The organism is Pseudomonas sp. BE134 (genome assembly GCF_031456105.1).
Classification (GTDB): domain Bacteria; phylum Pseudomonadota; class Gammaproteobacteria; order Pseudomonadales; family Pseudomonadaceae; genus Aquipseudomonas.
Genome location: NZ_JAVDUA010000051.1, coordinates 1 through 21,875, shown reverse-complemented (window position 1 = coordinate 21,875; position 21,875 = coordinate 1). Strand labels below are relative to the sequence as shown.

Here is a 21,875-nt window from a genome sequence, read left to right as displayed (position 1 = left end):
TCGAACTGCAAACACCGCACATCGAGACTCGGGTGACCGCTTATGTCTAATCATCACGCTGTAGAGAAGACCCAAGCCGAACTGGCTGAACTGTTCGCCAAGGACCTGACCACCGGTGTCGGCCGCAGCGTCAAGCACGACAGCGCCGCCAAACATGTGTCCGGTGAAGCGCAGTACATCGACGACCGCCTGGAATTTCCGAACCAGCTGCACGTTTACGCACGCCTGTCGGACCGCGCCCACGCAAAAATCATCAGCATCGACACCAAGCCCTGCTACGCCTTCGAAGGCGTACGCATCGCCATTACCCATGAAGATGTGCCGGGCCTGAAAGACATCGGCCCACTGTTGCCAGGCGACCCGCTGCTGGCCATCGATGACGTGCAGTTTGTCGGTCAGCCGGTGCTCGCCGTTGCGGCGAAAGACCTCGAAACCGCACGCAAAGCCGCCATGGCCGCGATCATCGAATACGAAGATCTGGAGCCGGTGCTGGACGTGGTCGAAGCCCTGCGCAAACGCCACTTCGTGCTCGACAGCCATACCCATCAGCGCGGCGATTCTGCGGGGGCTCTGGCAACGGCCGAACATCGCATCCAGGGCACGCTGCACATCGGCGGCCAGGAACACTTCTACCTCGAAACCCAGATTTCGTCGGTAATGCCGACTGAAGACGGCGGGATGATCGTCTACTGCTCGACGCAGAACCCGACCGAAGTGCAGAAGCTCGTCGCCGAAGTGCTCGACGTATCGATGAACAAAATCGTCGTCGACATGCGCCGCATGGGCGGTGGTTTTGGTGGCAAGGAAACGCAAGCGGCAAGCCCGGCGTGCCTGTGCGCCGTGATCGCGCACCTCACCGGTCAGCCGACCAAAATGCGCCTGCCGCGCGTCGAAGACATGCTGATGACCGGCAAGCGTCACCCGTTCTACGTCGAGTACGACGTCGGCTTCGACAGCACCGGCCGCCTGCACGGCATCGCGCTGGAGCTGGCGGGTAACTGCGGTTGTTCGCCGGACCTGTCGGCGTCGATTGTCGACCGCGCGATGTTCCACGCTGACAACTCCTATTACCTGGGCGATGCGACCATCAACGGTCATCGCTGCAAAACCAACACCGCGTCAAACACTGCTTACCGTGGTTTCGGCGGCCCGCAAGGCATGGTCGCGATTGAAGAAGTGATGGACGCGATCGCCCGTCATCTGGCTCTCGATCCACTGGCCGTGCGCAAGGCCAACTACTACGGCAAGACCGAGCGCAACGTCACGCATTACTACCAGACCGTCGAGCACAACATGCTCGAAGAAATGACCGCCGAACTGGAAGAAAGCAGCCAGTACTTTGAGCGCCGCGAAGCGATCCGTCGCTACAACGCCAACAGCCCGATCCTGAAAAAAGGCCTGGCGCTGACCCCGGTGAAATTCGGTATTTCCTTTACCGCCAGCTTCCTCAACCAGGCCGGCGCACTGATCCACGTCTACACCGACGGCAGCATTCATCTGAACCACGGCGGCACTGAAATGGGCCAGGGCCTGAATACCAAAGTCGCGCAGGTCGTGGCCGAAGTGTTCCAGGTCGAAATGGACCGCGTACAAATCACCGCGACCAACACCGACAAGGTGCCGAACACCTCGCCAACGGCAGCGTCAAGCGGTGCCGACCTGAACGGTAAAGCCGCACAGAACGCGGCTGAAACCATCAAGAAACGCCTGGTCGAATTTGCTGCACGGCACTACAAGGTCAGCGAAGAAGACGTGGAATTCCACAACGGTCACGTACGGGTTCGCGATCACATCCTGACGTTTGAAGCGCTGATCCAGCAGGCGTATTTCGCTCAGGTGTCGCTGTCGAGCACCGGGTTCTACAAGACCCCGAAAATTTTCTACGACCGCAGCCAGGCCCGCGGTCGCCCGTTCTACTACTACGCCTTTGGCGCTGCATGCTGCGAGGTGATCGTCGACACACTGACCGGCGAGTACAAGATGCTGCGCACCGACATCCTCCACGACGTCGGCGCCTCACTGAACCCGGCCATCGACATCGGTCAGGTCGAGGGTGGTTTCATCCAGGGCATGGGTTGGCTGACCATGGAAGAGCTTGTCTGGAATGCAAAGGGCAAACTGATGACCAACGGCCCGGCCAGCTACAAGATCCCGGCCGTGGCAGACATGCCGCTGGACCTGCGGGTGAAGCTGGTGGAAAACCGCAAGAATCCGGAAGACACGGTGTTTCATTCCAAGGCGGTGGGTGAGCCGCCGTTTATGCTGGGCATTGCTTCGTGGTGTGCAATCAAGGACGCCGTGGCGAGCCTCGGTGACTATAGGCATCAACCGAAAATCGATGCGCCGGCGACCCCGGAGCGGGTGTTGTGGGGCTGTGAGCAGATGCGGCAGTTGAAGGTGGCGAAGGCTGTCGAAACCGAAGTTGAGCTGGCTTCGCTCTGATACCGAGGTGCGGCCAATCGCTAGCAGGCTAGCTCCCACAGGATTCGTAGGGAATCCAAAATGTGTGGACACCACGAAACAATGTGGGAGCTAGCCTGCTAGCGATGAGGCCCGAACAGACAACAGAGATGTTGAGGTGAAACATGTACAACTGGATCGACGCCCTCGCTGACCTGCAATCCCAGGGCGAACCCTGCGTGTTAGTCACCATCATCGAAGAGCTCGGCTCGACGCCGCGCAATGCCGGTTCGAAGATGGTCATCAGCGCCAACCAGACCTTCGACACCATCGGTGGCGGACACCTGGAATACAAGGCCATGCAGATCGCCCGCGACATGCTCGCCAGCGGCAAACAGGAGACACACCTGGAGCGCTTCAGCCTCGGCGCCAGCCTCGGCCAGTGCTGCGGCGGCGTGACCGTTTTGCTGTTCGAACCGATGGGCCAGGTCCAGGCGCAGATTGCCGTGTTCGGCGCCGGCCATGTCGGCCGCGCACTGGTGCCGCTGCTCGCCAGCCTGCCGTGCCGGGTACGCTGGATCGACTCACGGGAAGACGAATTCCCGGAACAGATTCCCCACGGCGTGCGCAAGATTGTCAGCGAAGAACCGGTGGATGAAATCGACGACCTGCCCGCCGGCAGCTACTGCATCGTCATGACCCACAATCACCAGCTCGACCTCGAACTCACCGCCGCGATCCTCAAGCGCAACGACTTCGCCTACTTCGGCCTGATCGGTTCGAAGACCAAACGGGTGAAGTTCGAACACCGCCTGCGCGAGCGCGGATTCGACAACAGCGTCGTGCAGCGCATGCGCTGCCCGATGGGCATCGGCGAAGTCAAAGGCAAGTTGCCTGTGGAAATCGCCATCTCCATCGCCGGCGAAATCATCGCCACCTATAACGCGAATTTCGGCCAGCAGACTGCCAGCGCCGGATCATCGATTGCCAAACTGCTGCCTGCTTCACGCCGCAGCCAAGCCTCCAATTGAGAACCCCCATGCCTTTGACTCGCAAAGCCTACCGTGCCGCCATCCTGCACAGCATCGCCGACCCCGCCGAAGTGGGGATCGAAGCCTCATACGAATATTTCGAAGACGGCTTGCTGGTGGTTGATAACGGCCAGATCAGCGCGCTCGGCCACGCCAGTGACTTGCTGCCAACACTGCCGGCCGATATCGAGATCACCCATTATCAGGATGCGTTGATCACACCGGGCTTCATCGACACCCACATTCATATGCCGCAAACCGGCATGGTCGGCGCCTTCGGCGAGCAACTGCTGGACTGGCTCAACACCTACACCTTCCCGTGCGAAAGCCAGTTCGCCGACAAGGCTCATGCCGATGAAGTGGCCGACATTTTCATCAAGGAACTGCTGCGCAACGGCACCACCACTGCGCTCGTATTCGGCAGCGTGCACCCGCAATCGGTGAACTCGTTCTTCGAAGCCGCCGAACAGCTCGACCTGCGCATGATCGCCGGCAAGGTGATGATGGACCGCAACGCGCCGGACTATCTGACCGACACTGCCGAATCCAGCTATGTCGACAGCAAGGCGCTGATCGAGCGCTGGCACGGCAAGGGTCGCTTGCACTACGCCGTCACCCCGCGCTTCGCCCCGACCAGCACCCCGGAACAACTGACCCTCGCCGGCCAGTTGCTGAGTGAATACCCCGACCTGTACATGCAGACTCACATCAGTGAAAACCTGAAAGAGATCGAATGGGTCAAAGAGCTGTTCCCGGAACGCAAAGGCTATCTGGACGTCTACGACCACTACCAATTGTTGGGCGAGCGCTCGGTGTTTGCCCACGGCGTGCACCTGTGCGACGACGAGTGCGCACGCCTGGCACAAACCGGTTCGGCCATCGCATTCTGCCCGACCTCGAACTTCTTCCTCGGCAGCGGTTTGTTCAACCTGCCGATGGCCGAGAAACACAAACTGAATGTCGGCCTGGGTACAGACATTGGCGGCGGCACCAGTTTTTCACTGCTGCAAACCTTGAACGAAGCGTACAAGGTCATGCAGCTGCAAGGCGTACGCCTGACCCCGTTCAAGTCGCTGTACCTGGCCACGCTCGGCGGTGCGCGAGCGCTGCGCCTGGAAGACAAGATCGGCACGCTGAAACCCGGCACCGATGCCGACTTCCTGGTGCTGGACTACAACGCCACGCCACTGCTGAGCTATCGCTTGAAGCAGGCGAACAACATTGCCGAAACGTTGTTTGTGTTGATGACGCTGGGGGATGACCGCACTGTTCTGCAGACGTATGCGGCAGGGAACCTGGTGCATCAGCGCTAGTTCTCTTCGGGCTGATCGTTCCCATGCTCTGCGTGGGAATGCCTCAAGGGACGCTCCGCGTCCAGTGACGCGGAGCGTCACGGGCTGCATTCCCACGCAGAGCGTTGGAACGATCAGACACTCAACAAAAATCCCCCGCAGCCTTCAGGCTACGGGGGATTTTTTGTCATGGTCTATCAGAGTTTCGCGCTGGGCCGCCCTGGCTTCTTGGTCTGCAACAAATGCGAGAACACCGCGTGCAAATCATCCGATGCACTTTCTTCGTTGAGATTGAGTTTGCTGTCGATGTGATCCATATGATGCATCATCAAACTCACCGCCAGCTCAGCGTTGCGCGCTTCGATGGCGTCGATCAATTGGGTGTGTTCGTCGTAGGAACAGTGCGAACGGTTGCCACTTTCATACTGGGCGATGATCAAGGAAGTCTGTGACACCAGGCTGCGCTGGAAGCTGATCAATGGCGCATTCTTCGCCGCTTCGGCGAGTTTCAGGTGGAACTCACCCGACAGCCGGATGCCGGCACCGCGATCACCACGAGAGAAGCTGTCGCGTTCATCGTTGACCATCTGCCGTAACTCGGCGAGTTCCTCAGCGGTTGCGTGTTGCACCGCCAGCTCAGTGATCGCCCGCTCCACCAGACGGCGCGAGAAGAACACCTGCCGAGCCTCTTCGACGCTCGGGCTGGCGACGACCGCGCCACGGTTCGGACGCAGCAGCACAACGCCCTCATGGGCCAGGCGCGACAGTGCGCGGCGAATGATGGTGCGACTGACCCCGAAAATTTCCCCCAGCGCTTCTTCGCTCAACTTGGTGCCAGGCGCCAGGCGCTGTTCGAGAATAGCCTCGAAGATATGCGCGTAGACAATATCGTCCTGGGTACCGCTGCGACCGGCTTTGCCTGCTCGCGGTTGTTTCTTTAGGGGCTGCAACTGTTCGTTCATGGGCACTCGAGTCGGGAGAACTGCGGCGAATTGACGGTGACTGTAATACGGCACAGTGGGTCACTGGCAAGTATCGCGTAAAAAACACCGCGATTGTACACAATGAATGGTGGCAACACGACTGTACGGCTGATTGTCGCTTCTGCTGTATTGCAACGATCCGCTACGTTTGAGTTTAGGCTTGAACCCGGAATCCGCCGCTCGAACGCAATCCCCTGTAGCAGCTGGCGAAGCCTGCGTCCGGCTGCGTAGCAGTCGTAAACCTGAATACGCGGGATTCCTGATACGCCGCGCCGGATGATTTCACGACTGCTTCGCAGCCGAACGCAGGCTTCGCCAGCTGCTACAAAGGGCACGGGCATCTTCACTAGGACAAGGAACACCGCTGTCATGAACGACGCCACGCACACGCAGCTGCGCCCCTTGGCCGACACGTCGCCGTCGGCCATTGTCGCCGGGTTTATCGCGATGATGACCGGTTACACCAGCTCTCTGGTGCTGATGTTCCAGGCCGGGCAAGCGGCTGGCCTGACCAGCGGGCAAATTTCGTCGTGGATCTGGGCAATCTCGATCGGCATGGCTGTGTGCTCGATTGGCCTGTCGTTGCGTTATCGCACCCCCATCACGATTGCCTGGTCGACTCCCGGTGCCGCGTTGCTGATCACCAGCCTGGGCGGTGTGAGTTACGGCGAAGCCATCGGCGCCTACATCACGTGTGCGATTCTGGTGACCCTCTGTGGCCTGACCGGCAGCTTCGAACGGCTGGTGAAGAAGATTCCGGCGTCATTGGCAGCCGCTTTGCTGGCGGGGATTCTGTTCAAGATCGGCAGCGAGATTTTCGTCGCTGCCCAGCATCGCACCGGGCTGGTGCTGGGCATGTTCTTCACTTATCTGCTGGTCAAGCGCCTGTCACCGCGTTATGCCGTGCTGGCCGCGCTGTTGATCGGCACGGCTTTGTCAGGGTTCATGGGGCTGCTGGATTTCAGTGGATTCCATCTGGAAGTGGCGACACCCGTCTGGACCACGCCGCACTTCTCCCTGGCCGCGACCATCAGCATCGGCATTCCCCTGTTCGTGGTGGCCATGACCTCGCAGAACATGCCGGGCATCGCCGTCCTGCGCGCCGACGGTTATACCGTGCCGGCTTCACCGCTGATCACCACCACTGGCATCGCCTCATTGCTACTCGCCCCGTTTGGCTCCCACGGGATCAACCTGGCGGCCATCAGCGCAGCGATCTGCACCGGGCCGCATGCCCATGAAGATCGCAACAAGCGCTACACGGCCGCCGTCTGGTGCGGGATTTTCTACGGGATTGCCGGGGTATTCGGCGCGACGTTGGCGGCACTGTTTGCCGCATTGCCGAAAGAATTGGTGCTGTCGATTGCCGCGCTGGCGTTATTCGGATCGATCATCAATGGCTTGAGCATCGCCATGACCGAGGTGAAGGAACGTGAAGCGGCGTTGATCACCTTTATGGTCACGGCGTCGGGGCTGACGCTGTTTTCCATCGGTTCGGCGTTTTGGGGGATTGTGGCGGGAGTGTTAACGCTGGTGATTTTGAATTGGCGTAAAAGCTAAGAAGACGCAGCCTCGTTTCACTCGACAGCTGCTACACAGCTGCTACACAGCTGCTACATGGAATGCGTTCACCCTGTAGCAGCTGTCGAGTGAAACGAGGCTGCGTGCTTCCAATCCGCGCATAAAAAAACGGCGACCCTTGGGTCGCCGTTTTTTTTAAGACAAAAAGCTATGACATCAAGCTACCGGATTGATCGGCTTTTCCGGGTACCAGACGTCGATCAGCGGGCTGACGGTTGCTTCAGTCAGTTCGCTGCGGCCTTTGAGCCAGGCTTCAACAGCAGCACGCTGCTCTTCGGACACCGAGCCACGCTTCTGCAGGCAAACCAGACCGAAGTCGTCGCCGCCAACATAGCCCAGACCGTTAGCTTCCATGGCTTCTTTCAGGAACGCGTCGAGGAAAGCATCAATGGCTTCATCAGCCAAATCTTCTTTGAAATCCAGGTTCAGTTCGAAACCCAGCTCTTGAAATTCATCGACGCACAGTTTTTTGCGCAGACGCTGGGAACGGTTAGTCGCCATTGGAACAATCCTCAAAAGTAATAACGGGCGGCACTTTAGCAGTTTAAGCCACTAATTGCCCGACTCTCTGGGGTGCATCGCTGACCGTCGGTAAAAAAAGAGCGGATTAGAGGGGTATGGCACGGCACACGACTTCAAGCCTTGGGGCATAATGCCGACACTTTCATGACCACTGAGGGATTTTATCGCCATGCCCTCGTTTTTTTCCCCTCGCCCGTAGGGTTTTATTGCACATGATCAAGTCTTTGCGTCCATTGTTGCTGGCCAGTTTCATTCTTCCTCTGGCCCTTTCCGTCTCCGCTGCTCCGATCAACACCGCGCTTTCGCCTAACGTCGAAAAAGCCCTCAAGGCCAGCAAATTGCAGGACAGCGCCCTGTCGCTGGTGATGATCCCGCTCACTGGCCCTGGCACCCCGACCGTTTTCAACGCTGACGTTTCGGTCAACCCGGCCTCGACCATGAAACTGGTCACCACCTATGCCGCGCTGGAAATGCTCGGCCCGAACCATCAGTGGAAAACCGAGTTCTACACCGACGGCACTCTCAGCGGTGGCATCCTCAACGGCAACCTGTATCTCAAGGGTGGCGGCGATCCGAAGCTGAACATGGAAAAACTCTGGCTGCTGATGCGCGACCTGCGCGCCAACGGGGTGACGCAAATCACCGGCGATCTGGTGCTGGACCGTAATTTCTTCACCCAACCGCAATTGCCCGAGTTCAATGATGACGGCAATGACGAAAACAAACCGTTCCTGGTCAAACCCGACTCGCTGTTGGTCAACCTCAAGGCCCTGCGCTTCGTGGCGCGCAACGACAACGGCCGTGTGCTGGTGTCGGTGGAGCCGCCGATTGCCAGCATCCGCATCGAAAACCAGGTCAAAGCCGTCAACTCCAAGCAATGCACCGGTGGCGTACGTTACAACCCGGTGACCCAGCCCGATGGCAGCATGACCGTGACGGTGGGTGGCCAGTTGGGCGATGGTTGCAGTTCCCAGACGTACCTGTCGCTGCTCGACCACGCGACCTACACCGCCGGCGCCGTACGCGCTATCTGGAAAGAACTGGGCGGCAGCATTCAGGGCAAGGATGTGCTGGCGCCTACCCCAAGCGGCGCCAAATTGCTGGCCCGGGCTTATTCACCGGACCTGGCGGAAATCATCCGCGACATCAACAAATTCAGTAACAACACGATGGCTCAGCAGCTGTTCCTGAGCCTGGGGCAGAAGTTTCGCACCGATGCCGACGGTGACGACGCCAAAGCCGCGCAGCGCGTGGTGCGTCAGTGGCTGGCGAAGAAAGGCATCACGGCACCGCACCTGGTGATGGAGAACGGTTCCGGCCTGTCCCGCGCCGAACGCGTCAGCGCCCGTGAAATGGCGGCCATGCTGCAAGCAGCATGGCACAGCCCGTATGCTGCCGAATTCATCAGCTCGATGCCCATTGCCGGCACCGACGGCACCATGCGCAAACGCCTGAAAACCACCGCAATGCGCGGCGAAGCCCACGTCAAGACCGGCACCCTGAACACCGTGCGAGCGATCTCCGGCTTCAGCCGCGACGTCAATGGCAACACCTGGGCAGTGGTGGCAATCCTCAACGACAAGGCACCGTTTGGCGCGTCGTCGGTACTGGATCAGGTGCTGCTGGACTTGTATCGCCAGCCGAAACTGCCGGAAACGGCTTCGGTGCTATAACCCGACCTAAAGAACACCTAAGATGATCGTTCCCACGCTCAGCGTGGGAATGCAGCCAGGGACGCTCCGCGTCTCATTCAAGAGCGGACGCAGAGCGTCCGTTGAGGCATTCCCACGCAGAGCGTGGGAACGATCATGGGGGAGCGTATCTGGTGTTAGCTTGTCTGCGCCTCAACCCGATCCCGCCCAGCCAGCTTAGCCGCATAGACCCCGGAGTCCGCGCGCAGCAACAGCGCATCCGCGCCCTCCCCGACGCGCCAACTGGCGATCCCGAAACTCGCCGTGACGAACCCGACGCTGTCGATCGGCGAACCGCGCAGCGCTTGCCACAACTGCAAGGCCAGCACTTGAGCCTGCTCACTGTCGGTGTCCGGGCAGAGCACCATGAATTCTTCGCCCCCGAGGCGACAGAACACATCCGTGCGCCGCAGCCGCTGACCGATACGCTCGCACACGGCCTGTAACACCCGATCCCCCACAGCGTGGCCATGCTGGTCGTTGATGCGTTTGAAGTGGTCGATGTCGAGCATGATGACCGACAACTCGCCCCCTCCACGCTGGACTCGGATCATTTCGGTAGTCAGGCGCTCCTGGAAATAGCGGCGGTTGTGGATCCCGGTCAATGAGTCGGTGATCGACAGCGCGCGCAACTCTTCTTCCACGCGTTTCAGGTCGGAGATATCGGAAATGTAGCCATGCCAGAGCACGCCGCCACCGGGCAGCTCTTCCGGGGTTGCCTCACCACGAACCCAGCGCAGGCCGCGTATGGGCAACTGCACGCGATATTCCTCGCGCCACGGGCTAAGGGTGTCCGCAGACGCCAGGATCGAGTCACGGACCCGCGTCGAGTCCTGTGGGTGAATGCGCGTGAAGATCGATTCGGCATCGAACAGCAGCACATCCGGTTCGAGTTCGTAGATCTCTCGAATACCGTCACTGACATAAATCACACGGAAGCGACCATCGAATTCCATCATGAATTGATAGATGCCACCGGGCACATTGGCGCTGAGTTTTTTCAACAACAGGTCCCGCGCCGCCAGCGCCTCATGGACGCGCTTGCTTTCGGTAATGTCGATGCATACTGCCAGGTGACCGACCCACAGACCTTGTTCGTCGAGCACCGGGGTTGCGAGCATGTTCACCGCCAAATGGCTGCCATTGCGGCGCACCAGCGTCCACTCCCGCGCCTCTTGCCCGCCCTCTTCGCCCCCTTTGACCAACATCGCCTGACTGGTCGGAATCGGCTTGCCATACCGCCCACTCAACTCCGCCGCCCGCACCTCCAGCTCCCGGTGCAAGTGCAGGTTTTCCAGGGTCAGGTGCCCCACGACCTCGGCGCTGGCATAACCCAACATCTGCTCGGCACCGGCATTGAACGTATTGATGATCCCACGCAGGTCGGTGGCGATGATCGCCACCTGAGTGGCCGCATTCAGCACAGCACGCAGCTGGCCATGAGTGCCCCGTAACTCCTGTTCGCGGGCACGTAATTCCCCGGTTCGTTGCTCCACCATTTTCAGCGCGCGCTGACGCTGACTGACCAACACGTACAATAACACGCTGAGCAGCAGACTGAGCAAACCGCCCAGCACCATCAGGGGCTTCACCGAGGAATGGTGGGCTTTTAGAAAGACTTCGCTCGGCGTGATATCGACTTGATAATCGTGATCGGCCAGTCGCAGCAGCCGGCTCGCGGACAACTCACTGGCAGCCGGTGCGTTGAAGGATTCAAAAAGCGCTTCCTGCCGTTCGTCCACCGATAAATCGAGAATGCGCACCGAAAGATAGTCGTGCATGGAATCCGGCAATCCATCTGCCAGCAACTGGCGCATGCTGATCACTGCCATGACATATCCGTAGGGTTTTGCCCCCGCGGCGCCTGGCATATTGCGCAGCATCACCGGAGCCACCAACAGCACGCCACGCGCATAGGCCGGGTCGATACTGACCAGATGCATCGGCTGCGACACCGCCATAGTGCCCAGTCTGTCCGCCCGCTCAAGTGCTGATCGACGCTTCGGTTCGGCCAGCAAGTCGTAACCCATCGGCGATTTCAGTCGACTTTGCGTCTGGCTGTACTGCACCACCACGTATTCATCGCGTTCACCGGCCAATTGCAGTTGACCGTTGCCGTCTTGCTCACGAATGGTGAAGTGGGTGAATCCCTCGTCCCGCACCTTGCGCTCGAATTCTGCGCGCTCGGCACGCGTCACTCGGGTCGCGAACTCATAGGCTTGAGTCCGGTGCAATAACGGCTGGGTGAAACCGTCGAACTCCTCGCGGGAGACCGAACTGGAATTGGCGAAGAACCGGCGCAGGCCGTCGAGGCGTTGCTCCTGGTCTACGAAACGCTCTTCGATGCGGCTGTAACGCTCACTGGCCAGCAGTTGAAAGCGTTGTTTGAGTTGATGTTGGAACACATTGAGCGTCGACCAGGCCAGTAACCCCGTAAGTACGCCACCCATAAGCAATGCCAGCAGCGCGACGAGCCAGGCCGACGAATCTTCGCTGATAATGCCCAGGATCCTGGGGCGCACGGCGTGCAACGACATAGACGCAACTCAAAACGCCAGGTGCGGGAAAGCCCATTGGCCACGAGTAGAGTTATAGCTATTAGCCACTAATTTGACCAGTACTGAAAGAATCCCAAGAGCCTTTAAAAATCAAGGCTCTGAGGATTCAACCCGTTCAGGTGTCAACGTGCAGTGATTTTCCAGGCACGGTGGATCTTGCCGTTACGGGCGAAATCCGGGTCGATGGTCTGGGCGGTGATTTCTTCAACCGCATAACGCTCGGTGAGGTTTTCCTCAAGGGCGAACTTGCGGAAGTTGTTGGAGAAATACAACACGCCACCGGGCGCCAGACGCGCCATGGCCAGGTCGATCAACTGCACCTGATCCCGTTGCACGTCGAAGATCCCTTCCATGCGCTTGGAGTTGGAGAACGTCGGCGGGTCGATGAAGATCAGGTCGTATTCGTCACGGCAGGCGTCGAGCCAAGCCATCACATCGCCCTGCTCCAGGCGGTTCTTGTCAGAGAAACCGTTCAGCGACAGGTTACGACGCGCCCAGTCCAGGTAGGTTTTCGACAGGTCAACGCTAGTCGTGGTGCGTGCACCGCCCTTGGCCGCGTGAACACTGGCCGTCGCGGTGTAGCAATACAGGTTGAGGAAGCGCTTGCCGGCCGCCTCTTTCTGAATGCGCATGCGCATCGGACGGTGGTCGAGGAACAGCCCGGTGTCGAGGTAGTCGGTCAGGTTGACCAGCAGCTTCACGCCACCTTCGTTGACCTCGACGAACTTGCCTTGCGCAGCCTGACGCTCGTACTGCTTGGTGCCGCTCTGACGCTCGCGACGCTTGACCACCACACGACTCTTGTCGATGTTCAGCGCCTGAGGAATGGCCGCCAGGGCATCAAACATGCGCGCCGAGGCTTTTTCCGGATCGATGGATTTTGGTGCCGCGTATTCCTGGACGTGGACCCAATCCTGATACAGGTCGATGGCCATGGAATATTCCGGCATGTCGGCATCGTAGACGCGATAGCAGTCGATGCCTTCGCGCTTGACCCACTTGCCCAGTGCCTTGAGGTTTTTCTGCAGGCGATTGGCAAACATCTGCCCGCCTTCGCTCAAACGCGGTTGCTCGATCACCGGCGCGGGTGCTGGCGTCGGTTTGATCGGGTTGCCGTTTTTGTTGTACTTGCGTTCTTCCGGCTCACTCGGCGCCTGATCATAGGCCGCCTGCTCACGCTCCACCTGACGCTGCTCCGGGGTGCGACGCTCGCCGGTGACGAACTGGTCTGGCGTGACCTTGATCAGCAGCAGCTTGCACGGCAGCGCGCCGTTCCAGAACGAATACTGCTTGTGGCTACGAATGCCCATGCGCTTGCCCAGGTCCGGGGCGCCGGTGAACACCGCGGCCTCCCAGTTCAGGCAGGCCTGACGCAGACGCTCGCCGAGATTTTGATAGAGGTAGAGCAAGCTCGCCTCGTCACCCAGACGCTCGCCGTATGGGGGGTTGCAGATCACCAGGCCTTTCTGGTTCTGGTCCGGACGCGGTTCGAAGGTGCCGACTTCGCCCTGGTAGATCTTGATCCACTCACTCAGGCCGGCACGTTCGACGTTGTTGCGACCCGGCTGAATCAGGCGCGGGTCGGCTTCGTAACCCCGAATCCACAGCGGTGGCTTGGCCAGGCCGGCCGCGCAGCGCTCAGTGGCTTCTTCGTGAAGCTTTTTCCACAGCGCCGGGACGTGGCCCAGCCAATGGGTAAAGCCCCACTGATCGCGACGCAGATTCGGCGCCATGTCGGCGGCGATCATCGCGGCTTCGACCAGGAACGTACCGACACCGCACATCGGGTCAGCCAGCGCGCCGCCTTCGGCCGCAATGCGGGGCCAGCCGGAACGGATCAGGATCGCAGCCGCGAGGTTTTCCTTCAGCGGTGCCGCGCCTTGCTGCAAGCGATAACCACGCTGGTGCAGGCTGTGGCCGGACAGGTCGAGGGAAAGAATCGCCTCGCCACGGTCCAGACGCAGGTGAATGCGCAGGTCCGGATTGAGTTTATCGATCGACGGACGGTCGCCTTGCGGGGTGCGCAACTTGTCGACGATGGCGTCTTTGACTTTCAAAGCGCCAAAGTGAGTGTTGTCGATACCCGAGCCATGGCCGCTGAACTCGACGGCCAGGGTACCGGCGTTGAGCATGTGGTCTTGCCACTCGATGTCCAGTACGCCGTGGTACAGGTCTTCGGCGTCCTTCATCGGGAAACGTTTGAGCACCAGCAACACCCGGTTCGCCAGTCGCGACCACAGGCAAAGGCGATAAGCGGTTTCCATCGTCGCCATGCCACGCACGGCAGAGGTGTGCTCGCGTGCTTCTTCAAGGCCAAGCCCGACGGCTTCCTCGATCAGCAGGCCTTCAAGGCCTTTGGGGCAAGTGAGGAAGATTTCGAATTGATCGGACATTGGATTTTCAGAGCCTTGGCTAAGTGAACCGACAACGCATTGCCGGTCCGGTTTTCAATCAGGCGCTTTTCTAAAAGAACGCCCGCGTGGCACGAAGGTGTGCCGTCCCACCTGTGCTGCTCAGATTAGAAGAGCTTAGATGCACAGGCAGATAAAAAAGTTGATGCAACAAAATGTCATAAGTCGACCCTTCGTCGAATAATGCTCCCGGCCAACAGAAGTCATTCTCACTTAGGATTAACCCCGTCATCCTGCGGGGCGCCGATCATACAGGGCTTTTCCAAGAACCAAGGACCAAACATCGCGTTACTTATCGCCATAGCATCTTTATCGTTACGTCCTTATGACAAAACGATCATTCCCTCGATGTGACGCATTGGTTAGAACTCAACACAGGTTGACGCCGCAACGACGTCAACACCTTGGCTCGCGACGCCGGCAGCGGGCCCCAACGGCAGAGTTTTTCTGCCAGACCTCGATTGAGGTCTACGCGATGAATACAGTCAACAAGTGAGGGCAACACCCTATGAGAAGACTTAAGCGTGATCCGTTGGAAAGAGCATTTTTGCGCGGATATCAATATGGCGTTGGTGGCAAATCCCGTGAGCTTTGCCCATTTACTCTACCGTCAGTACGCCAAGCCTGGATTAACGGCTGGCGCGAGGGACGCGGCGACAACTGGGACGGTATGACCGGCACTGCGGGAATCCACAGACTCAACGAACTTCACGCCGTCGGCAATTAATTACAGGGCCTAACACTGCGACACAAAAATCTGATGACTGACTGAATTAACCACGCACGTCCCATCCGGACGGCGGGCTTCGGCCCAGGGGCTCCTTCGAGGAGCCCTTTTTTATGCCTGTCTTTCGCCACACAGTTCCCTTGTAGCAGCTGCCGAGCCCGCGAGGCTGCGTCCGGCTGCGCAGCAGTCGTAAAATCAGCCCCTGCAGTCCTGCAGACACACCGTGCATTCCGGGTTTACGACTGCTTCGCAGCCAGACGCAGCCTCGCAGGCTCGGCAGCTGCTACACGATTAACGCAGGGCGGCGATCGCGTCTACGGACTCACGAATCAACGCTGGGCCTTTGTAGATAAAGCCGGAGTAGATCTGCACCAGGCTCGCACCCGCCGCGATTTTCTCGGCCGCGTGCTTGCCTTCGGTGATGCCGCCCACGGCGATGATCGGCAAGCGCCCTGCCAGTTCCGCCGCCAACACTTTCACGGTGTTCGTGCTCTTGTCGCGAACCGGTGCGCCGGACAGACCGCCCGCCTCGTCACCGTATTCCATGCCTTCGACGCCGACGCGACTCAGGGTGGTGTTGGTGGCGATCACCGCGTCCATCCCGGTTTCCATCAGCGCTTGTGCGACCTGTGCAGTTTCTTCGTCAGTCATGTCCGGTGCGATTTTGATCGCCAGCGGGACATGTTTGCCGTGGCGCAACGCCAGTTCTGCGCGGCGCGTGGCCAGATCAGCGAGCAACTGCTTGAGCGAGTCGCCGAACTGCAGGCTGCGCAGGCCCGGGGTGTTGGGCGAGCTGACGTTGACCGTCACGTAGCTGGCATGGGCGTAGACCTTGTCCAGGCAGATCAGGTAATCGTCGACCGCGCGCTCAACCGGGGTGTCAAAGTTCTTGCCGATGTTGATGCCCAGCACGCCTTTGTATTTGGCTGCCGCCACGCGAGCCAGCAGGTAATCGACGCCGAGGTTGTTGAAGCCCATGCGGTTGATGATCGCCTCGGCTTCCGGCAGGCGGAAAATCCGTGGTTTCGGGTTGCCCGGCTGCGGGCGCGGGGTAATGGTGCCAATTTCGACAAAACCAAAACCCAGTTGAGCGAAACCGTCGATGGCCGCGCCGTTCTTGTCCAGACCGGCCGCCAAGCCCACCGGGTTCGGGAAGTCCAGGCCCATGACCGACACCGGCATTTTCGCCGGGGCCTTGCACAGCAAGCCGTTGAGGCCCAAACGCCCGCCCGCGCCGATCAGGTCCAGTGACAGATCGTGGGAGGTTTCCGGGGAAAGTTTGAACAACATCTGACGGGCCAGGGTGTACATGGGCGGCTTTGACTCTGGGCTACGAAAAGTGGCGGCAATTATAGCCGGGCATCGGGTTGCAGGCGAGGCGCGCGATAAAATCAGCGAGCGATGGCATATGCCTTGCACCGTCACCGGTATCAGCACTCATGCCAAAGGCGGAATGGGTCGCAAGACAAGGGCGTCGTCACTGGGCCTTGCTCTGGCAAGCAGCCCGTTGCGGCGTTTTTTTATGAAAGGTGCTTATTGATGATTGAAGTTCCAGCCAACCCTCTGGCTTGGGTCAATGGCAGCGATGCCCCGGAAAAGACCGACATCAATCTGGGCTTCATGGCCCTGAGCGATTGCGCCTCGGTCGTGGTCGCCGCGACTCAGGGGTTCGCCCAGCCCTACGGCCTGACCTTGAACCTCAAGCGCCAGTCGTCCTGGGCCAACCTGCGGGACAAACTGGTCAGCGGTGAACTTGATGCCGCCCACAGCCTGTACGGCCTGATTTACGCCGTCCACTTGGGCATCGGCGGCGTAGCTTCCACCGACATGGCTGTGCTGATGGGCCTGAACCAGAACGGCCAGAGCATCAATCTTTCCCAGGGTTTACAGACGTTGGGTGTGACCAGTCCTGAAGCACTCGACCGCCACGTGCACCAAACTCGCTCAAAACTCACCTTCGCCCAGACCTTTCCCACCGGCACCCACGCGATGTGGCTGTATTACTGGCTGGCGAGTCAGGGCATTCATCCTTTGCAGGATGTCGACAGCGTGGTGGTGCCGCCGCCGCAAATGGTCGCGCACCTGCAAGCGGGGCGAATCGATGGTTTCTGCGTCGGCGAACCCTGGTCCGCCAGCGCAGTGCAGCAAAATCTCGGCTTTACCCTGGCGACGTCTCAGAACATTTGGCCCGATCACCCGGAAAAAGTCCTCGGCTGCACCCGCGCTTTTGTCGAGCAATACCCCAACACCGCGCGGTCGTTGGTGATGGCGATACTGGAAGCCAGCCGGTTCATCGAGCAAAATACGGAGAACCGCCGCAGCACCGCGCAGCTGTTGAGCGCGCCCGACTACCTCGACGCCCCCCTCGACTGCATTGAACCGCGCCTGCTGGGTGAATACGCGGATGGACTGGGCAATCGCTGGCAAGACCCGCACGCGCTGCGCTTTCATGCCGGCGGCGAGGTCAATGTGCCATACCTGTCAGACGGCATGTGGTTCATGACCCAGTTCCGGCGCTGGGGTTTGTTGCGCGACGATCCGGATTACCTCGGCGTGGCCCGGGACGTCCAGCAACTGGACCTGTACCGAGAGGCCGCCAGCGCCGTCGGTGTCGCCGCCAGTGATCAGGACATGCGTAGCAGTCAGTTGATCGACGGCAAAACCTGGGACGGTTCCGACCCGGCCGGTTATGCCCGCAGCTTCACGCTGCACGCCATGAGCGACAGCTCGCAACGATTCGCCCACCGCTGACAGGAGACTGCAAACATGCTGCGTATCCTGCTGATCAACGACACCGCAAAGAAAGTCGGCCGCCTCAAAGCCGCGCTGACCGAAGCCGGGTTCGAGGTGATCGACGAATCGGGTTTGACCATCGACCTGCCCGAACGCGTCGAAACGGTGCGTCCGGACGTGATTCTGATCGATACCGAGTCACCGAGCCGCGATGTGATGGAGCAAGTGGTGCTGGTGACCCGCGACCAGCCACGACCGATCGTCATGTTTACCGATGAGCATGACCCCGGCGTGATGCGCCAGGCGATCCAGTCCGGGGTCAGTGCCTACATCGTCGAAGGTATTCACGCACAACGCTTGCAGCCGATTCTCGACGTGGCCATGGCACGCTTTGAAAGTGACCAGGCGTTACGCGCTCAACTTCATGCCCGCGACCAACAACTGGCCGAACGCAAGCGCATCGAACTGGCCAAGGGGCTGTTGATGAAGATGAAAGATTGCAATGAGGAAGAGGCTTACACCCTGATGCGCCGCCAGGCCATGAGCCGGCAGCAGAAGCTGATACAGGTGGCGGAGCAGATCATTGCCATGAGTGAGTTGCTCGGCTGAAGTTTTGTGGCGCCCTTAAAGGCCCCTTCGCGAGCAGGCTCGCTCCCACAATGGCTCTGTGTAAACCCCAATCCCCTGTGGGAGCGAGCCTGCTCGCGAATGGCTGCAACTCGGTCCCGGACTGTTGGCACAAATCTGGCTAAGTAATCACCACAGGTAACCAACGGCGGTTGCCCCACCTACGACAAAGACGTCGCTCACCTCATTTGCCCTTGGCGAATCGGGTGGCGGCGTTTTTTCGTTTTGGCCCCACAGCCCGGGGCCGGTGGTGCGGCCCTTAGGCGCCCCACCTGCTAGCTCATGACTCCTTCTCGAGACTCTTCACAGCTGAGGTGCGCGATGAATTCAAGCTTCTGGAAATCCGGCCATACGCCGACACTGTTTGCGGCCTTCCTCTATTTCGACCTGAGCTTCATGGTCTGGTACGTACTCGGCCCGTTGGCGGTGCAGATCGCCGCCGACCTGCACCTGACCACCCAACAGCGCGGGCTGGTGGTGGCGACGCCAATTCTGGCCGGGGCCGTACTGCGCTTTGTCATGGGCATGCTGGCGGATCGTCTGTCGCCAAAAACCGCCGGGCTGATTGGTCAGGTGATTGTCATCTGCGCGCTGTTCGCCGCCTGGCAACTCGGGATTCACAGCTACGAACAAGCGCTGGTGCTGGGTCTGTTCCTCGGCATGGCCGGTGCGTCCTTCGCCGTCGCCCTGCCGCTGGCCTCGCAATGGTATCCGCCGCAACATCAGGGCAAAGCCATGGGCATTGCCGGCGCAGGCAACTCCGGCACCGTTCTGGCCGCGCTGATTGCTCCGGTATTAGCGGCCGCTTTCGGCTGGAGCAACGTGTTCGGCTTCGCCCTGATCCCATTGATTCTGACCATCATCGTCTTCGCCTGGCTGGCGAAAAATGCCCCTGAACGACCAAAAGCCAAATCCATGGCCGACTACTTCAAGGCCTTGGGCGACCGTGACAGCTGGTGGTTCATGTTTTTCTACAGCGTGACGTTTGGCGGCTTCATCGGCCTGGCCAGCGCCCTGCCCGGCTACTTCAACGACCAATACGGCCTGAGCCCGGTCACGGCTGGTTACTACACAGCGGCTTGTGTGTTCGGCGGTAGCCTGATGCGTCCATTGGGTGGTGCGCTGGCAGACCGCTTCGGCGGCATCCGCACGCTGCTGGGGATGTACACGGTGGCGGCGCTCTGTATCGCGGTGGTGGGTTTCAATTTGCCGAGTTCCTACGCGGCGCTGGCGCTTTTCGTCTGCACCATGCTCGGTTTGGGCGCAGGTAATGGCGCGGTTTTCCAGCTGGTGCCACAGCGTTTTCGTCGGGAGATCGGCGTGATGACCGGTTTGATCGGCATGGCGGGCGGCATCGGTGGCTTTGCGCTGGCGGCAGGCATGGGCGCGATCAAGCAAAGCACCGGCAGCTATCAACTGGCCTTGTGGCTGTTCGCCAGCCTCGGCGTTCTGGCCTGGTTCGGTCTGCACGGGGTTAAACGTCGCTGGAGAACCACTTGGGGTTCGGCGGCCGTGACGGCGGCTCGGGTCTAAGCCCTCGATGAGCCTGCAACTGAGTTTTGCCCAATCCAGCGCCACCGGCCCGCGGGAGGAAAATCAGGATGCCCTGCGCCTGGTGACGCCGGACCCGGCGCTGGCGGTCAGCAAGGGTTATTTGTTCGCGATTGCCGACGGGGTGAGCCAATGCGCCGACGGTGGTCTCGCGGCCCGCTCGACCTTGCAGGCCCTGGCGCTGGACTATTACGCCACGCCGCAAACCTGGGGGGTCGCGCAAGCACTGGACCGCCTGCTGCTGGCGCAAAATCGCTGGTTGCAGGCCAACGGCGGTGGGCAACCGCTGCTGACTACCGTCAGTGCATTGGTCATGCGCGGCAGGCGTTTTACCCTGGCCCATGTGGGAGATTGCCGGGTGTATCGCTGGCACGCGGATCAGTTGCAGCGCGTCAGTGAGGATCATGTCTGGGACCAACCGGGCATGCAGCATGTGCTCAAGCGTGCGCTGGGGCTGGACCAACATCTGGTGCTGGATTTTCTCGATGGCGAACTGCGCCTGAATGAGAGTTTCGTGCTGCTCAGCGACGGCGTTTGGGCGGTGCTGGGCGACACCGCCATTGCCGCCATCCTGCGAGATCAGCCCAATCTGGACAGCGCAGCACAAACCCTGGTGAATGCCGCGCATCTGGCCGGCAGTCAGGACAATGCCAGCGCCCTGCTGGTAAGGGTCGATGCCTTAGGTGAAACGAGCATTGGCGATGCGTTAATGCACTTACAACAATGGCCATTGCCACCCACGCTCAAACCCGGTCAATCCTTCGAAGGCTGGAACATCGAAGGGGTACTTGGCCACAGCCAGCAGTCTTTGTTGTACCGGGTTCGCGACGGGCAACAACAACCCTGGCTGTTGAAAACCTTACCCGCTGCGCTACGCGACGATCACCTCGCGGGCCAAGCGTTGCTGTCGGAAGAATGGTTTCTCAAACGCGTGGCGGGACGGCACTTCCCTGAAGTCCATGCCGCCAGTCAGCGTCAGCATTTGTACTACGTGATGCGCGAATACTCCGGATCTACGCTGGCAGAACTGCATGAGCGCGCAGGCACTTTGCCGCTTGTGCAATGGCGGGATCTGGCCGAACGCCTGCTAAGGGCGGTCGGCATGTTGCATCGACGGCAGATTCTGCACCGCGATATCAAACCGGAAAACCTGCTGCAGGGTGACGACGGCGAGTTGCGCCTGCTGGATTTCGGCCTGGCCTATTGCGCAGGCCTGTCGGAGGATCAACCTTCTGCCCTGCCGGGAACACCCAGTTACATTGCGCCGGAAGCCTTTCTCGGAGGCGCCCCGAGCCCGCAACAGGATCTGTATGCGGTGGGCGTGACGCTGTACTTCCTGCTGACCGGGCATTATCCCTACGGTGAAATCGAAGCGTTCCAGCGCCCCCGGTTTGGTGTACCGGTCAGTGCCAGTCGTTATCGGCCGGATTTGCCGGAGTGGATTGCGCAATGCCTGGACCGCGCCGTCGCGGCGGATCCAGTTCAGCGCTTTGAAACGGCGGAGGAATGGCTGCTGCTTCTGGAACAGGGCGAGCGCCGCAGTTTGAGCGTGCGTCCCAGACCGCTGCTGGAGCGGGAACCGCTGAAGGTCTGGCGGACCATGGCGCTGGTGTCATTGCTGCTGAATCTGGTGCTGCTGGTTTTGGTATTTCATGGCTGATACCGAGTCGCGCCCATCGCGAGCAGGCTCGCTTGTATGTTTAGACTTGAAGGGGTGGGCGGGACTAAAAGCTCGATTCCGACTCTAGCCAGTACGGACCGTGGGAGA

The 21,875-nt window shown here is 60.0% G+C and carries 15 protein-coding genes; 10 read left to right on the top strand and 5 right to left on the bottom strand.

Features of this window, described 5'->3' with window-relative positions:
• Positions 1 to 42 precede the first annotated feature (42 nt).
• The 3 genes from xdhB (at position 43) to guaD (ending at position 4,744) form a co-directional block, all read left to right on the top strand.
• Positions 43 to 2,442 carry a xanthine dehydrogenase molybdopterin binding subunit gene (xdhB, locus tag J2Y56_RS27775; RefSeq protein ID WP_310353989.1) on the top strand — a complete coding sequence of 800 codons (2,400 nt, stop codon included), beginning with the start codon at positions 43 to 45 and terminating at the stop codon, positions 2,440 to 2,442.
• Positions 2,443 to 2,585: 143 nt separating this feature from the next.
• Complete coding sequence (gene xdhC / locus J2Y56_RS27770) at positions 2,586 to 3,431, top strand: xanthine dehydrogenase accessory protein XdhC (protein WP_310335517.1); 846 nt, start codon at positions 2,586 to 2,588, stop codon at positions 3,429 to 3,431.
• Between the two features lie 8 nt (positions 3,432 to 3,439).
• On the top strand, positions 3,440 to 4,744 hold the full coding sequence (guaD, locus tag J2Y56_RS27765) for a guanine deaminase (protein WP_007943792.1): 1,305 nt from the start codon (positions 3,440 to 3,442) through the stop codon (positions 4,742 to 4,744).
• Positions 4,745 to 4,920: 176 nt separating this feature from the next.
• Here the strand turns inward: guaD and J2Y56_RS27760 are convergent, their stop codons facing one another.
• Entirely contained in the window at positions 4,921 to 5,685 is a 765-nt protein-coding gene (locus tag J2Y56_RS27760) for a GntR family transcriptional regulator (protein ID WP_007943793.1), read from the bottom strand.
• Positions 5,686 to 6,075: 390 nt separating this feature from the next.
• Here J2Y56_RS27760 and J2Y56_RS27755 point away from each other — a divergent pair, with 390 nt between their 5' ends.
• Complete coding sequence (locus tag J2Y56_RS27755; protein WP_310353986.1) at positions 6,076 to 7,266, top strand: benzoate/H(+) symporter BenE family transporter; 1,191 nt, start codon at positions 6,076 to 6,078, stop codon at positions 7,264 to 7,266.
• A 177-nt stretch (positions 7,267 to 7,443) separates the two neighbouring features.
• On the opposite strand, the gene J2Y56_RS27750 is transcribed toward J2Y56_RS27755, so the two are convergent.
• Positions 7,444 to 7,788, bottom strand: coding sequence for a YggL family protein (locus J2Y56_RS27750; protein ID WP_007896965.1), 345 nt, complete (start codon positions 7,786 to 7,788; stop codon positions 7,444 to 7,446).
• A 233-nt stretch (positions 7,789 to 8,021) separates the two neighbouring features.
• Between J2Y56_RS27750 and dacB the strand changes: the two genes are divergently transcribed.
• Positions 8,022 to 9,482, top strand: a complete 1,461-nt coding sequence (gene dacB, locus J2Y56_RS27745) for a D-alanyl-D-alanine carboxypeptidase/D-alanyl-D-alanine-endopeptidase (protein ID WP_007948527.1) — start codon at positions 8,022 to 8,024, stop codon at positions 9,480 to 9,482.
• A gap of 155 nt (positions 9,483 to 9,637) precedes the next feature.
• Here the strand turns inward: dacB and J2Y56_RS27740 are convergent, their stop codons facing one another.
• Entirely contained in the window at positions 9,638 to 12,037 is a 2,400-nt protein-coding gene (locus J2Y56_RS27740) for a GGDEF domain-containing protein (protein WP_007948528.1), read from the bottom strand.
• 143 nt (positions 12,038 to 12,180) lie between these two features.
• On the bottom strand, positions 12,181 to 14,451 hold the full coding sequence (gene rlmKL / locus J2Y56_RS27735; protein WP_007948529.1) for a bifunctional 23S rRNA (guanine(2069)-N(7))-methyltransferase RlmK/23S rRNA (guanine(2445)-N(2))-methyltransferase RlmL: 2,271 nt from the start codon (positions 14,449 to 14,451) through the stop codon (positions 12,181 to 12,183).
• Positions 14,452 to 14,977: 526 nt separating this feature from the next.
• On the opposite strand from rlmKL, the gene rmf reads away from it, so the two are divergent.
• A complete protein-coding gene (gene rmf, locus J2Y56_RS27730) occupies positions 14,978 to 15,196 on the top strand; it encodes a ribosome modulation factor (protein ID WP_007948532.1) in 219 nt (72 codons plus the stop codon).
• Between the two features lie 291 nt (positions 15,197 to 15,487).
• On the opposite strand, the gene J2Y56_RS27725 is transcribed toward rmf, so the two are convergent.
• A complete protein-coding gene (locus J2Y56_RS27725; protein WP_007948254.1) occupies positions 15,488 to 16,507 on the bottom strand; it encodes a quinone-dependent dihydroorotate dehydrogenase in 1,020 nt (339 codons plus the stop codon).
• Positions 16,508 to 16,735: 228 nt separating this feature from the next.
• Here J2Y56_RS27725 and J2Y56_RS27720 point away from each other — a divergent pair, with 228 nt between their 5' ends.
• The 4 genes from J2Y56_RS27720 (at position 16,736) to J2Y56_RS27705 (ending at position 21,767) form a co-directional block, all read left to right on the top strand.
• Positions 16,736 to 17,947, top strand: a complete 1,212-nt coding sequence (locus J2Y56_RS27720) for a CmpA/NrtA family ABC transporter substrate-binding protein (protein WP_310353980.1) — start codon at positions 16,736 to 16,738, stop codon at positions 17,945 to 17,947.
• 15 nt (positions 17,948 to 17,962) lie between these two features.
• Positions 17,963 to 18,538, top strand: coding sequence for an ANTAR domain-containing response regulator (locus tag J2Y56_RS27715; RefSeq protein WP_007948251.1), 576 nt, complete (start codon positions 17,963 to 17,965; stop codon positions 18,536 to 18,538).
• Between the two features lie 339 nt (positions 18,539 to 18,877).
• Positions 18,878 to 20,089: a NarK/NasA family nitrate transporter gene (locus tag J2Y56_RS27710; RefSeq protein WP_007948250.1), complete on the top strand. Its 1,212-nt coding sequence runs from the start codon at positions 18,878 to 18,880 to the stop codon at positions 20,087 to 20,089.
• Positions 20,090 to 20,096: 7 nt separating this feature from the next.
• Positions 20,097 to 21,767 carry a bifunctional protein-serine/threonine kinase/phosphatase gene (locus J2Y56_RS27705; RefSeq protein ID WP_310353976.1) on the top strand — a complete coding sequence of 557 codons (1,671 nt, stop codon included), beginning with the start codon at positions 20,097 to 20,099 and terminating at the stop codon, positions 21,765 to 21,767.
• Positions 21,768 to 21,875 lie beyond the last annotated feature (108 nt).